The sequence below is a fragment of the Pseudomonas sp. BGA-UO-ETr-WB11 genome, assembly GCF_059567785.1.
This window is the reverse complement of the sequence record NZ_JCAQOS010000003.1, coordinates 111,079-124,737: the sequence shown is the minus strand read 5'-3', so window position 1 is coordinate 124,737 and position 13,659 is coordinate 111,079. Positions and strand designations below refer to the sequence as shown.

12 protein-coding genes and 2 pseudogenes are annotated in these 13,659 nt (G+C 61.1%); 7 read left to right on the top strand and 7 right to left on the bottom strand.

Annotation, left to right across the window (positions count from 1 at the left end; genetic code table 11):
• Window positions 1-169 precede the first annotated feature (169 nt).
• Window positions 170-589, top strand: coding sequence for a hypothetical protein (locus tag AC56DI_RS02035; RefSeq protein ID WP_496344717.1), 420 nt, complete (start codon window positions 170-172; stop codon window positions 587-589).
• A gap of 188 nt (window positions 590-777) precedes the next feature.
• Window positions 778-1,449, top strand: coding sequence for a YceH family protein (locus AC56DI_RS02030; RefSeq protein WP_496344716.1), 672 nt, complete (start codon window positions 778-780; stop codon window positions 1,447-1,449).
• Between the two features lie 70 nt (window positions 1,450-1,519).
• Here AC56DI_RS02030 and AC56DI_RS02025 read toward each other — a convergent pair whose 3' ends face one another.
• Window positions 1,520-2,230: a methyl-accepting chemotaxis protein gene (locus tag AC56DI_RS02025; RefSeq protein ID WP_496344902.1), complete on the bottom strand. Its 711-nt coding sequence runs from the start codon at window positions 2,228-2,230 to the stop codon at window positions 1,520-1,522.
• A 423-nt stretch (window positions 2,231-2,653) separates the two neighbouring features.
• Window positions 2,654-3,148, bottom strand: a pseudogene (locus AC56DI_RS02020) (MCP four helix bundle domain-containing protein); the annotation flags it as partial.
• Between the two features lie 254 nt (window positions 3,149-3,402).
• On the opposite strand from AC56DI_RS02020, the gene AC56DI_RS02015 reads away from it, so the two are divergent.
• The 5 genes and pseudogenes from AC56DI_RS02015 (at window position 3,403) to AC56DI_RS01995 (ending at window position 7,434) form a co-directional block, all read left to right on the top strand.
• Window positions 3,403-4,332, top strand: a complete 930-nt coding sequence (locus tag AC56DI_RS02015; protein WP_496344715.1) for a DUF808 domain-containing protein — start codon at window positions 3,403-3,405, stop codon at window positions 4,330-4,332.
• Between the two features lie 129 nt (window positions 4,333-4,461).
• Window positions 4,462-5,031 (top strand): hypothetical protein, encoded by a 570-nt coding sequence (locus tag AC56DI_RS02010; protein WP_496344714.1) that lies wholly within the window; start codon window positions 4,462-4,464, stop codon window positions 5,029-5,031.
• A gap of 12 nt (window positions 5,032-5,043) precedes the next feature.
• A pseudogene (locus AC56DI_RS02005) lies at window positions 5,044-5,838 on the top strand (HAMP domain-containing protein); the annotation flags it as partial.
• A 147-nt stretch (window positions 5,839-5,985) separates the two neighbouring features.
• Window positions 5,986-6,696, top strand: coding sequence for a methyl-accepting chemotaxis protein (locus AC56DI_RS02000; protein WP_496344901.1), 711 nt, complete (start codon window positions 5,986-5,988; stop codon window positions 6,694-6,696).
• Window positions 6,697-6,966: 270 nt separating this feature from the next.
• Window positions 6,967-7,434 carry a DUF3429 domain-containing protein gene (locus AC56DI_RS01995; RefSeq protein WP_496344713.1) on the top strand — a complete coding sequence of 156 codons (468 nt, stop codon included), beginning with the start codon at window positions 6,967-6,969 and terminating at the stop codon, window positions 7,432-7,434.
• A 33-nt stretch (window positions 7,435-7,467) separates the two neighbouring features.
• Here AC56DI_RS01995 and AC56DI_RS01990 read toward each other — a convergent pair whose 3' ends face one another.
• The 5 genes from AC56DI_RS01990 to AC56DI_RS01970 form a co-directional block, all read right to left on the bottom strand.
• The gene (locus AC56DI_RS01990; RefSeq protein WP_496344712.1) at window positions 7,468-8,070 is read right to left on the bottom strand and encodes a nitroreductase family protein; all 603 of its coding nucleotides are present in this window, start codon (window positions 8,068-8,070) and stop codon (window positions 7,468-7,470) included.
• Between the two features lie 303 nt (window positions 8,071-8,373).
• Window positions 8,374-10,311 carry a RecQ family ATP-dependent DNA helicase gene (locus AC56DI_RS01985; protein WP_496344711.1) on the bottom strand — a complete coding sequence of 646 codons (1,938 nt, stop codon included), beginning with the start codon at window positions 10,309-10,311 and terminating at the stop codon, window positions 8,374-8,376.
• 99 nt (window positions 10,312-10,410) lie between these two features.
• On the bottom strand, window positions 10,411-11,955 hold the full coding sequence (locus AC56DI_RS01980; protein ID WP_324519238.1) for a phosphoenolpyruvate carboxykinase: 1,545 nt from the start codon (window positions 11,953-11,955) through the stop codon (window positions 10,411-10,413).
• Window positions 11,956-12,256: 301 nt separating this feature from the next.
• Window positions 12,257-13,144, bottom strand: a complete 888-nt coding sequence (gene hslO, locus AC56DI_RS01975) for an Hsp33 family molecular chaperone HslO (protein ID WP_496344710.1) — start codon at window positions 13,142-13,144, stop codon at window positions 12,257-12,259.
• Between the two features lie 95 nt (window positions 13,145-13,239).
• Window positions 13,240-13,644: an RNA-binding S4 domain-containing protein gene (locus tag AC56DI_RS01970; RefSeq protein ID WP_324519236.1), complete on the bottom strand. Its 405-nt coding sequence runs from the start codon at window positions 13,642-13,644 to the stop codon at window positions 13,240-13,242.
• Window positions 13,645-13,659 lie beyond the last annotated feature (15 nt).

The following is a 13,659-nucleotide window of genomic DNA, read 5'->3' as shown; positions in this document are numbered from 1 at the left end:
CAAAGCCCGGCCACTGTGCCGGGCTTTGTGTTTTCAACTCCGGACGCCAGCCCAACAGCACCCTAAAATCACTCCTGTCTAAGCCTGAAACAGCTATCGCCAATGCGTATAACCAACGCCCGCATATCCATCTAGGATTGGCTTAACCGCACTGCAAAGGAGGAGTCGTATGCAGGTAGCCGGATCCACCAGCAGCTTGCCGATCTCGACCCAGATCATCAAAAAAGCCGGGCAAGCGGCGCAGGCACCTGAAGCCCCGGCCAGCCCGGAGCAGGTCAACCGCGCCGTCGACCGTGCCAGTGATCGAGTCACAGAGAACCAAGCCAGCCGGGAACAAACCCAGACTGATCGCCGTACGTATGCCACACAAATTTACAGTGCCAATAGCCAGCAAAAGCAGATCGACACTTACCTGGCTGTTGCCAGCGAGGGCAAGGTTGACAGCACCTCTGGACCTACGTCAGCCGCACTGCAACTGCGTGACAACGCCACCGGTACAGATCTGCCGGACATACGCGACAACCCAGGCCAGCAACGGCCACCCGCTGAACCGGTTAAACCCGAACCGTACGTTGACACCCGCGCCTGATCTGCCCCGCAGACACGCACAAAAAACCGCCTACGGGCGGTTTTCTTATGTGGGTCTGCCGCCAACGCATGCACTGACAGTGCACCGCACACCCATCCACCCACGTCCATTCAGCCACTATTAGCGGTGTCCACAGCGGCGCACTCAGGCTAGGCTAGCGCCTGTCCTTTGCCTTTGAGAGCCCCGTCATGAGCGACCTGCCCGAGTCCCTGCCCAGCCAGAATCCATTGGCTGCCGAGCCGCTGACCAGCATCGAAGCACGCGTGTTGGGCTGCCTGATCGAGAAACAGGCCACCACCCCGGAAACCTACCCACTGACCCTCAATGCCGTGGTCTTGGCCTGCAACCAGAAGACCAGCCGCGAGCCAGTACTCAACCTCAGCCCTGGCGAGGTCGGCCACGCCTTGCGCAGCCTCGAAGGCCGCGGCCTGTCGCGCCTAGTGATGGGCAGCCGCGCCGACCGCTGGGAGCAACGCACGGAAAAACAGCTGGAGCTGGTGCACGCCCAGGTCATCCTCCTCGGCCTGTTGCTGCTGCGCGGCCCGCAGACGCTTAACGAACTGCTGACCCGCAGCCAGCGCATGCACGACTTCGACGATGTGGCCGACCTGCAACATCAACTCGAACGCCTGATCAGCCGCGACCTGGCATGCCTGCTACCGCGTCAGGCCGGGCAGCGCGAAGATCGCTATATGCACCTACTCGGCAACCCGGATGACCTGCAAGCTGCACTCAGTGCCAGGCCAGCCGAACGCCACGACAGCCAAACCCAGGACAGCCGCTACGAGCAACTGGAGGCGCGCATCGCTGCCCTGGAAGAGCGTCTGAGCCGCCTCGAAGCGCCAGACGACAACCTCTAGGCACTGTGGCCGACAAAAAAGGCGTGCCACTGGCACGCCTTTTTTATTCACCGCGATTGCCCATCGCGCCTTAGCTGGCCAAAGAGAAACGCGCCACCGAGCCATTCAGGGCCGCGGCCATACGTGATAGCTCCTGCCCGGCAATATCGGTATGCCGCGCGCCGTCCAGCACCTGCTGAGACAGGTCGCGAATGCCGATCAGGTTGCGGTCCACCTCACGGGCCACCTGCGCCTGCTGCTCCGAAGCGCTGGCGATCATCAGGTTGCGCTCGTTGATCTGCGAGATCGACAGGGTGATTTCCTCCAGCGCTTCACCCGCTGAACGCGCCACATCCAGCGTCGCACTGGCCAGGCTGTTACTGCTGTGCATGGCCGTGACCGCCTCGTCGGTGTCATGGCGAATACCGCCGATCATCTGTTCGATCTCTTCGGTGGACTGCTGGGTGCGATGGGCCAAGGCCCGCACCTCGTCGGCCACCACGGCAAAACCCCGTCCGGCATCGCCAGCTCGCGCCGCTTCGATGGCCGCGTTGAGGGCCAGCAGGTTGGTCTGATCGGCAATCGCACGGATCACTTCCAGCACCCGACTGATCTCGTGCACACGGCCCGCCAGGTGCTCGATGCATTGCGAGGTGTCGGTGACACCACTGGCCAGGGCACCGATCGACTCCACGGTTTTCAGCACTTGCACGCGCCCGCGCTGGGCGGCTTGTTCGGATTGCCGCGAGGCTTCGGAAGTGCTCACCGCATTGCGCGCCACATCATCCACCGCCGCCGTCATCTGGTTAACCGCTGTGGCAGCCTGTTCAATTTCCTCGCTCTGACGTTGCAGGTTGGCCGTGGTTTCACTGCTTACAGCACTTAACTCCTCCGAAGAAGACGCCACCTGATCGACGGAATGGGAAATCTGCTTAACGATCTGACTCAGGCTTTGCTGCATGCCCTGCATGTCGGCCATCAGGCTGTCGGTATCGCCACTGCGCACCGGCACCTGGCCAGTCAGATCACCCTTGGCAATCTGCCGGACGATCTGCGCGGCAGTCAGTGGCTCGCCACCCAGCGGCCGAGTCACACTGCGGGTGACGATCAGTGCCGCAGCCACCACCAACGCCAGACACACTAGAAGAATACCGATCATGGTGGCGCGCACATTGGTGTAGATCACCACCGCCGTGGTACCACGCTGGGCAAATACCTCGGACTGCAACGCCATCAGACCATTCAGGCTGTCGTAGACCTGCAGCTCAGCGGGCACCACCTGCGTCTGTAACAGCTCGCTGGCCTGTCCCACCTGACCCAGCTCGACCAGCGCCAGTACGGCGCTGAAGGCCGCTACATAAGCCTCACGGTGCGCCTTGAGCTGACGAAACAGTGCTTGGCCCTTAGGCTGATAAAGCAACGGCCCGAGGGTGTCCATGGCCTGAGTGATGCGCTGCTTAGTCACCTGTACCGCTTCACGGGCCTGGACATCATCCTTGTTCAGCAACAGATCCCGGGTGTTGCGCGCGTTGTCGCGCACGCCCGTGGCGATCTGCATGATCGGCTCGACCTTCGGCCAGTCCTGACTGACGATGCTGGTGGCCTGATCGCGTAGGGTAGCCAGATTGCTTAATCCGTATAGCGCCAGCAACAGCAACCCAAGGGGCGCAATGCTGAAACCGAGGAACATACGCACTGCCGTTGTCAGCTTGACGTTCATATGAGTGTTCCTTGCGTGAGCCCGACGCTTGGTTAAGGGCTAGTCAAAGCGAGGTCGTTGACCGTCAGTGCCGACGGACCGCGGGCCAGCAAACATGACTGATCTCGCAGCTTAATCCCGCGTGCGGACGACGCCTCTTGACCAAAGTCAATTAGCTCCCCGGCATGCAGCTTTACCCATTAGCGGCAATGCCTTCTAATCGCCCTACCGTGTGCCCGGTTACGCGGCATAGCCCACACACCCAGGAAATACCCATGGCCGGAAGTAGCCTGTTTACCCTGATCGACGATATCGCCAGCGTCCTCGACGATGTAGCCCTGATGAGCAAGGTGGCGGCCAAGAAGACGGCCGGCGTACTGGGCGACGACCTGGCCCTCAACGCCCAGCAGGTCGCCGGCGTGAGTGCCGACCGTGAGCTGCCGGTGGTTTGGGCGGTGGCCAAGGGCTCGTTCAAAAACAAACTGATTCTGGTGCCGGCGGCCCTGCTGATCGGCACTTTTGCGCCCTGGGCGGTGATCCCACTTCTGATGCTCGGCGGCGCGTTTTTGTGCTTCGAGGGTTTCGAGAAACTCGCACACAAATACCTGCATGACAGTGCCGCCGAGCACGAGGAACTGCGCCAGGCCCTAAGCGATCCTCAGGTAGACCTGCTGGCCTTCGAGAAGGACAAGATTGCCGGCGCCATCCGCACCGACTTTATCCTCTCGGCGGAAATTATCGTCATCACCCTCGGCACCGTGGCCGGCGAACCCTTTATCAAACAGCTGAGCGTGTTGGCCCTGATCGCCGTGGTGATGACCATCGGCGTCTATGGCCTGGTGGCCGGCATCGTCAAGCTCGACGACGCCGGGCTCTATCTCAGCCGCAAGACCTCCAGCCTGCTGCGCGGCGTCGGCAACCTGTTGCTCAGCGCCGCCCCCTGGCTGATGAAAAGCCTGTCAGTGATCGGCACCGCGGCAATGTTCATGGTAGGCGGCGGCATCCTCACCCACGGCATCCCGGCCGCCCACCACCTGATTGAGCAACTGGCCGCCAGCGCTGCCAGCCTGCCCGCCCTCGGCAGCGTGCTGAGCGTGCTCACTGCGCCACTGCTCAATGGCCTGGCCGGCATCGTTGCCGGTGCGCTGGTGCTGGCACTGGTCAGCGGCGCTCAACGTGTATGGATGATGTTCAAGAGTAGGTAACCCGCCGTGAGTGCTGGCCGAGCCCCAAAGCTCGGCTACGCTCAACCACGTTACTTGGCCGATATTCGGACTACCTACTCGAAGCCGCTTCGAAGGGCGGCAGACGTCATATCAATGGAGTATTGATCCATGCGCAAACTCGCCTTGCTCGCAGTTACTGCCGCCTGCCTCTTCACCACACCGGTTTTCGCCAACGAATTTGCAGCACCGCTACAAGCCCAGGCTGAAGCGGCCAAGGCGTGGTTAGGCGACGCCATCATCATTGACTCGCTCAAAGCCCAAAACACTGCGCACGGCAATCTGACCCAGGCAGATATCGACACCCTGGACAAACAGTGGCGTGCAGAAACGACTGCCGCTGAGCAGCCCTTGATCCAGAAGGTGTTGGGCAACCCCCTATCGGCCTATCTCAAACAGAAACAAGCCGCCAGTAACGGGCTGTACGCGGAAATTTTCGTGATGGACAGCAAAGGCCTCAACGCCGGGCAAAGCGCTATCACCTCCGATTACTGGCAAGGCGATGAGGACAAATGGCTGAAGACCTTCTCCGCGGGCGCTAACGCGATCCATTTGGGGGATGTCGAGCAGGACGAATCCACCCAGGCATTTCAGTCGCAACTTAGCCTGCCAATCGTCGACCCTGCCTCCGGAGCAGTGATCGGCGCCATCACCATTGGCATCAACGTCGAGGCGCTGTAATCCCCTCCGCGCATGCAGCATCGCGCGACCTCGAATAGCGGGCTGACGCCAAGGAGCTTGACCATGCAGGGCCTGAGCACACGCTTTAACCCGCGAAACTGGACCATAAACCGCAAGATGGCTGTCGCCGTCGGCAGCCTGGTGGCGATAGGTCTCGCAGTGGTCACGCTGGTCTGCGTGCAGAGCTTCCGCGATGGCATGCTGCGCGAAAACAGCCTCAACAACCTGATCATTTCCAAGCTGGTCGCTGATCGCATTGCCGCGCCCCTGCGCTTTCGCAAGCTCGACAATATCCAACTGGAGGTGAATGCATTGCTGGCACAGAAAGGCTCGGCAATTGAAGTGTTAACGGTCTTTGAGCAAAAAAACGGCTCCTTGGTCAGTCACGACAGTGGCCGTGACCATGCCGTGGACCTGCGCAAACACCTTGAGGCCTCACGCCAGCAATTGGAAAAGGGGCAGCCGTGGTCCGTGCAGACCAATGACCATCTGCTGACCCTATTGCCTGTGATGAGCGGCCAACCCGCGACCTACATCGGCGCCCTAGGCGTGGCCTGGAGCATGCGGCCCATTCAGGAAACCATTCAGCACAGCATCCAGGTCAGCGTGCTGATTTCCAGCCTGGTGGTGCTGGTAATGATTGCCATGGTGGTACTGCTGGTAAGGCTGCTGGTCGTCAAACCCATTGCTGGAATCGTCAAAATCGCCGAGAACATGGCAATGGGTGAAGGCGATCTGACGCAACGAATTCGCTACCAGCGCCAAGATGAGCTGCAAGCACTGACGCAGGCCGTCAACGCGTTCATCGACAAGGTCCATAACGTAGTCAAAAACCTTGCCGAACAAACCGGCGCGTTGACTCACATCGTCAGCAGCTCAAAACGAGTTTCCGACCAAGCCAATGACGCCATTCAGCAGCAGCGCCAACGCCTTGAGCAAATTGCCACAGCCGTGATGCAGATGTCGGTATCCATCAACGACGTCGCCACCAATGCGGGCGAGGCCGACACCGCAGCCGAGGCTGCCGACGCCACATCGCAAGAAGGACAACGAACCGTCGATATTGCCGTGACCAGCATTCGCGCCCTGTCCGACGCTGTCGACCAAGCAAACACGGTCATTGCTCAAGTCGAAAAAGACTCGCAAAGCATCGGTTCCATCGTCGACGTGATCCAAGGCATTGCCGAACAAACCAACCTGCTCGCCCTGAATGCTGCAATTGAGGCGGCCCGCGCGGGCGAGGCGGGAAGAGGATTCGCCGTGGTGGCCGACGAAGTGCGGGCACTGGCCAACAAAACGCAGCAATCGACCGAAACCATCAAGCACATGATCGACAAGCTGCAACTCGGCGCCAAGCAGGCCTGCAGCGTCATGCAAGACGGTCAGGGCCGCGTCAGCGGGGCAGTAGAGATCAGCCAGCATGCCGGCCAGGCGCTCGCCTCCATACGCCAGGTTGTCAGCAATATCACGGGGCGCAATCACTCGATCGTAGCGGCGGCCCGCTCACAGTCCAAAGTCGCGGGGGATATTTCCAACGACCTCAATGAGGTCAGTGCCCTGTCTCAGCACTCGGCCAATAGCGCCGCAGAGTCGGCACGCCTCGGTGGCGAGCTCAGCGAGCTGGCCGCCAAAAGCCAGGCCACCCTGGAACGCTTCAAGATTTAACCGACAGCCGTCCAGCGACACCTGTCAGACCAGCAACCTTAAAGCAGTCTCGGATAAGCACGTCTCTCACGGCCACGTGGCCGGCGAACCCTTTATAAAACAGCTCAGCATGCTGGCCCTGATCGCCGTGGTGATGACCATCGGCGTCTATGGCCTGGCCGGCATCGTTGCCGTGACCACTGGCGCCAGCCGTGGCTGACTCGCACTCAAGGGCGCATAGCCTGCGCAAGCCCTGTTAACCTAAGTAAACAGCCGCTCTGGAGTCTCGCCATGCACCCATTCAATGCCGCACAACCACCGCGCCTGGCCATCCTGCTCGGCTATGCCGGGCTGATCCCGTTTATCAGTGGCGCCATCGGTATCTGGATCACCCCGTCAGCCTGGCGCACGGATGTGTTGACGGCGCTGTTGCACTACGCCGCCGTGATTCTGGCCTTTATGGGGGCAATTCACTGGGGCCTGGCCATGGCCCGCGAGCGCCAAGACGATGCCGCGCACCGGCAGCTAGGGCTGTCGGTGTTGCCCGCCTTGTTGGGATGGTTGGCGATCAGCAGTGGCCTGCCCGCGCTGTTGGCGCTGGCTTTGCTGATCAGCGGCTTTATCGGCCTGTACCTGGCCGATGTGCACGCGGTCAAACTGCAGTTGGCACCCCGCTGGTACACCGCGCTGCGCAAACCCCTAACCGCCGTGGTGCTGATATCACTGCTGGCGGCCTGGGTAGGCGTTCTCGTTCACTAGCCAGGCGGCTTGCCCGCCTGACCTGCGGCGCGCCTAGAAGCGGTCGCGAATAATCACTTCACTGACGGGCAACTTGCCGATGCGTGGCTTGGCATCAACCACCTTCTTACCCACGGCCACCATCAGGGCGATGACATGGTTGTCCGGCAGGTTGATCAGCTTGCCCACGGCGTCGAAATCGAAGCCGTCCATCGGGCAAGAGTCCAGGCCTTTGCCACGGGCGGCGAGCATCAAGGTCTGAGCCATCAGGCCGCTGCTGCGCATCACCTCGTCACGCTGCACCTGGGGCTTGTCGCGGTAGTAGTTGTCGATGGCGCCAGCCATATAGCTCTGCACCTCGGCCGCAGCGCCTTCCCAGACGCGGCCAACATTTGCACTCCAGCTGTCGAGCTGGGCACACACCACCACCAGCATCGAAGCATCGGTCACTTGCGCCTGACCCCAGGCCGCCTCACGGATCTGCGCGCGCAGGGCCGGATCGCTGACCTCAACAAAGCGCACGTGTTGCAGGTTGAATGCCGAAGGGGCGAACAGTGCCAGTTGCAGCAGTTCGTCTTTCTGCTCGCGGCTTAGGGCAAAGGCCGGGTCGAAACCCTTGATGGCGCGGCGAGTGCTGATGGCTTCTTCGATATGCATGCTGGCTCCGGATCGCGGGAAGTAATTGGCCTTAATGGTAGGTGGCAGGCGCAGGCAAAACCATCCGCGATTGCTGATCGAAATCATCGAGCGAGCCGATGACTGCACGCAACACCGACCCCTTAAGTCAAGCAAATGGCTTTTTGTAGCCCGGATGAAATCCGGGGCACTGGAGGCCGAATGCGCCCCGGATTTCATCCGGGCTACCCTCACGCCGTAGGACGCTTGCGCCGCGAATTGCACGGATACATCGGCACCCACAAAAGCCCTGCGCACAACCGGAACATAGCTGGCCAGCCGACCTCAACCGACCGCAGACTGCTCCTGCACCCAGGCGCGCACGGCGGCGTAGGGATAGTTTTCCAGCGCTGCAAAGCCGGGCATACCGCGCGCCTTGAGCTTGCTCAGCAGCGGCACGCTGATACCGCAGAGGAAGCGGGTCAGGCATTCGGCACTCGGCGCCAGTCCGTTGAATTCCAGGTGCCGCTGGCTGAACACCTCACAGAGGGCATTCAGGCTGTGCTCGCTCAATGGCGCCAAGGTGGGCGGCGCGGGCAATCGGGCGATCTGACCATGGCACACCGAGCAATGCCCACAGCGCTGCGGCGCCTGGGCATCGCCAAAATATGCGGCCAGGCGCTGGCTCAGGCATTGCTCGGTGGCGAACAGGTCGAGCATGGCGTGGATACGGGCGATCTCGCTTGCTTCCTGCTGCTGGAAATAGCCATGCAGCTCGGCGCTCAGGGCGGCGGAATCGAAGCGCGCGTCGAGCACGGCATAGACCTCAGTCATCTGCTTGCTTTCCAGCTCAATCCAGCCGCGCTCTTGAAACCAGTCCAGAGCCTTGACCACCCGACCGCGCTCGGCCTGATGCTGGCTGTAGAGGCTGTCGAAATCCACCGTGCACCAGGTCCGCGCCCGCGCCGAGGTGGCGACGATGGCTGCGACAAACTGGCGGCGCTCACCCTCGAACTTATCCAGCAACGCTTCGGGCTCGATCAGGTACTTGAAACGGTATTCGGCGAAGTAGGCATAGCGCGGGGCAATGATGCCGCGCAGTTCCAGCTGCACCAGCAAGGTTTTCAACGGCAACTGACGAATATTGCTCTGCTCGGAAAGCTGATTGAGCATCAACTCCCATTCGCCGCCTTCGCCTGCGCCACGCAGCTCATCCAGCACGCAACGGATACCGGCCAGCTCTGGCGTATCGCCGTAGACGAAATTCTCCAGCACGTTGAGGCTGTCGCGGTTGGCCAACACCAGGCAATCAGAAGGTTGACCATCGCGGCCGGCGCGGCCGATTTCCTGGCTGTAGTTCTCGATGGATTTGGGCAGGTCGAAGTGCACCACGTTGCGAATGTCGGCTTTATCGATGCCCATGCCGAAGGCGATGGTGGCGACGATGCAGTTGATTGCCCCGGCCATGAACTGGCGCTGAATCGCCTCGCGTGCCTCATGCGGCATACCGGCGTGGTAGGCGCTGGCGGCGATGCCACGCTGGCTGAGCTGCGCCGCCACCTGCTCGGCGGTCTTCTGCTGAGTGACGTAGACGATGCTCGGCTCACCGGCCTTGGCGCCCAGCCACTCGACCAACCGCCGCTGCTTGTCACGCCCGGCCACCGGCTCCACCAGCAGATTGAGATTGGCGCGGTAGAAGCCAGTGGTGACCACGTCGTCTGCGGCAATCGCAAACTTCTTCTGCATATCGGCAATCACCGGCGGGGTGGCCGTGGCGGTGAGCAGCAGCACCTGCGGGATAGCGAACTGGTGCTGGTAGTCAGGCAGTTTGAGGTAGTCGGGACGGAAGTTGTGGCCCCACTCGGAGATACAGTGGGCCTCATCGACCACCAGCAGGGAGATCGGCACCTGGCTGATGAAGTTGCGAAAGCGCTCGTTCTTCAAGCGCTCGACCGAAATCATCAGAATCTTCAGCTCGCCGGATTTAGCCTTGGCCATCGTTTCGGCGGCCTGCTCGCGGCTCTGCGCCGAGTCGATGCTGGCGGCGCTGATGCCGCGGGCATGCAGGAACGCCAGTTGGTCCTGCATCAGCGCCAGCAGTGGCGACACCACCAGGGTCAGGTGCGGCAGGTGCAGCGCCGGCAACTGGTAGCACAACGACTTGCCCGAACCGGTGGGAAAGATGGCCGCCGCCGAACGGCCGTCCAGCACGGCCTCGACCACCCGTTGCTGGCCGGGGCGCAGCTGGGTGAAGCCGAAGACGCGGGAAAGGGTAGCCAACATCAGCGCTCACTCCATGATCAAAAAGGTTCAGCCAAGGACAATAGACGCGCCCACAAAAAAACCGCCCGAAGGCGGTTTTTTCACTCAAGGCGCAACGGCTTACAACTGCGGGCCGGCGTTCTTGATGGCGTCGGAAACATCGAACTTCTTGAAGTTGTCGATGAACTTGGCCGCCAGTTCCTTGGCTGCTGCATCGTAGGCTGCCGAATCTGCCCAAGTGTTGCGCGGGTTGAGCAGGTTGGTTTCTACGCCCGGTACGGCTTTCGGCACGTCCAGGTTGATCAGTGGCAGGTGTTCGGTTTCAGCACCGATCAACGCGCCGCTCTGGATCGCTGCGATCACAGCACGGGTAGTCGGGATGTTGAAGCGCTTGCCGACGCCGTAGCCACCGCCAGTCCAGCCGGTGTTGACCAGGTACACCTTGGAGCCGAAGCCCTGGATCCGCTTGATCAGCAGTTCAGCGTACTCGCCAGCCGGACGCGGGAAGAACGGCGCGCCGAAGCAGGTGGAGAAGGTCGACTTGATGCCGCTGCCCGAACCCATTTCGGTGGAACCGACCAGGGCGGTGTAGCCGGACAGGAAGTGATAAGCCGCCTGCTCGTTGTTGAGGATTGACACAGGCGGCAATACGCCGGTCAGGTCGCAGGTCAGGAAGATCACCGCATTCGGCTCGCCGGCACGGTTGGCCTCGACGCGCTTCTCGATCAGCTCCAGCGGGTAAGCGGCACGGCTGTTCTGGGTCAGGCTGGCGTCAGCGTAATCCGGCAGACGGGTAACCGGGTTGAGCACCACGTTTTCCAGCACGGCGCCAAATTGAATGGCTTTCCAGATAACGGGCTCGTTCTTGGCCGACAGGTCGATGCACTTGGCATAGCAACCGCCTTCGATGTTGAACACGGTGCCCACACCCCAGCCGTGCTCGTCGTCACCGATCAGGTAACGGCTTTCGTCGGCCGACAGGGTGGTTTTGCCGGTGCCCGACAGACCGAAGAACAGAGTGGTGTCGCCATCTTCGCCAACGTTAGCCGCGCAGTGCATCGGCAGCACGTCAACGTCTGGCAGCAGGAAGTTCTGCACCGAGAACATGGCTTTCTTCATTTCGCCAGCGTACTGCATGCCCGCCAACAGCACTTTTTTGTCGACAAAGTTGATGATCACGCAACCATCGGAGTTGGTGCCGTCACGCTCTGGCACGCACTCGAAGAACGGCGCGTTGATGATCTGCCACTCGCGCTTGGTGCTTGGGTTGAACTGTTCCGGGTTGATGAACAGGCAACGGCCAAACAGGTTGTGCCACGCGGTTTCGGTGGTCATCTTGACCGCCAGGTAGTGCTCAGGGTGGGCACCTACATGGACGTGGGAGACGAAGCTTTCGCGACCGGCCACATAAGCCTCAACGCGTTCCCACAGGGCGGCGAACTTGTCGGCCGGGAACGGACGGTTGATGCCGCCCCAGGCGATGGCCGCCTCGGTGGTGGATTCTTGCACGATGAAACGGTCAGCCGGGGAACGACCGGTACGGTGACCGGTTTTCACTACCAGCGAACCGTTGGCGGCCAGTTCACCTTCGCCACGCCGGATCGCTTCTTCGATCAGTTGTGCGGCACTAATGTCGGTGTACACGGCGGTATTGGCTTGAGTCATGCGGGTCCCCGTCGGCCAGTGGCCGAGTCCTCCATACGTTTTGTAGTGCCCAGCAAGCAACACTACAGCTGAAAAAGTGCCGGCGATTATGCCAGAAAAGCCCGACTTGGGCGAAAAACACTCAATTTACGCTCTAGCAGGCCGTTGAAAAATGTAGGCGAGGCCGCCGAGACAAGGCAAAAACAGGCGAAGAAGCGGAGTTTACGTGCTGTAAATGAGCATTCTGAGCCTGTTTTTAACGCCGTATCGGCAACGCAGGTAGTTTTTCAACGGCCTGCAAGCCCGAGGGCTTGAGCGCTTTTTAGTGCCGCGTATCCGCTGGCGCCTGGCTGCCGCCACCGGCGAACAGCTGTGCGACGTCAGCCGCATCGAACGAGTAACGCTCGTTGCAGAATTGGCAATCAATCACTACCGCGCCGCCCTGCTCGGCCACCAGGTTCTCGGCATCTTCCAGCCCAAGGCTGACCAAGGCATTACCAGAACGCTCACGCGAGCAGCTGCAGCGAAAGCTCAGGTTATTGGGCTCAAACAGGCGCAGGGTCTCTTCGTGATACAGGCGGTGCAGTAGCGTTTCGTTATCCAGCGCCAACAGTTCTTCGGCGCTCAGGGTGTTGGCTAGGGTCAGCAGGTGCAACCAACTTTCCTGACGTTCATCGGCATCGAGCAGGCGATCAGCCGGCAACTGCTGCAACAGCAGGCCACGGGCACGCCGACCGTCGGCATGCAGCCAGAAACGGGTGGCCAACTGCTCGGAGGTCTGGAAATAGTTGGTCAGGCAGGCGGCCAGGTCAGCGCCGTCCAGATCAACGATGCCTTGGTAGCGTTGGCCCTGAGTGGGCTCAACGGTAATCGCCAGCACACCATCGGGCATCAATTCGCTCAGCGTCGCCAGCTCACCGAGCTGTGCGCTTTCGTAGCGGGCGATGCCACGCAACTCACGGGCACTGGAGCACTCGACCATCAGCAACGGCACAGCACCGTTGGAGCGCGCCTGCAGCACCAGCAAACCGTCGAACTTCAGGGTGCCCACCAGCAAGGCCGCGGCGGCCATCAGCTCGCCCAGCAACTGAGCCACAGCCGGCGGGTAGTCGTGCTTGGCCAATACGTGCTGATAGCTTTCATGCAGCGCGACCAGCTCGCCACGCACATCGCTGTCATCAAAAAGAAAACGCTGGGAGAAATCAGCCATGCCGCAATCGCCGTGTTCAGTCAGGGCCGGCGATTTTAGGCGCAAACCCGCAGTGGCACCAAGCGCCGGTTGTCTATCGGTGTCAGCTAGAAAATCTATTGCTCCTGCGCACCGCGGAAATGCTCGATTTGCCGGCGCTGTTTCTTGCTCGGCCGGCCGTCGGTGGTCATGCCGAGGGCCCCGGCCTTGCGCAGGGCGGCGGCGTTCTCACGTTTGAGCACACTGTCAGGCGTTTCGGTGTACAGCGCCTGGGCCTCGGCGGCGCCACGGCGCACCGCTGACAACGCTTCAACCTTTATTCGGCGCTCATCGAAGCCCTGGCGAATGCTCAGTTCATCGCCGACTTTCGGCTCTTTGCCGGGCTTGCAGCGCTCGCCCTGGCAATGCACCTTACCGCCTTCGATAGCCTCCTTGGCCAGGGCGCGGGTCTTGAAAAAACGCGCGGCCCACAGCCATTTATCCAGGCGAATTTTGTCATCCAAGGATGGCTTGGCAGTCATTGGCACTACTCTGTC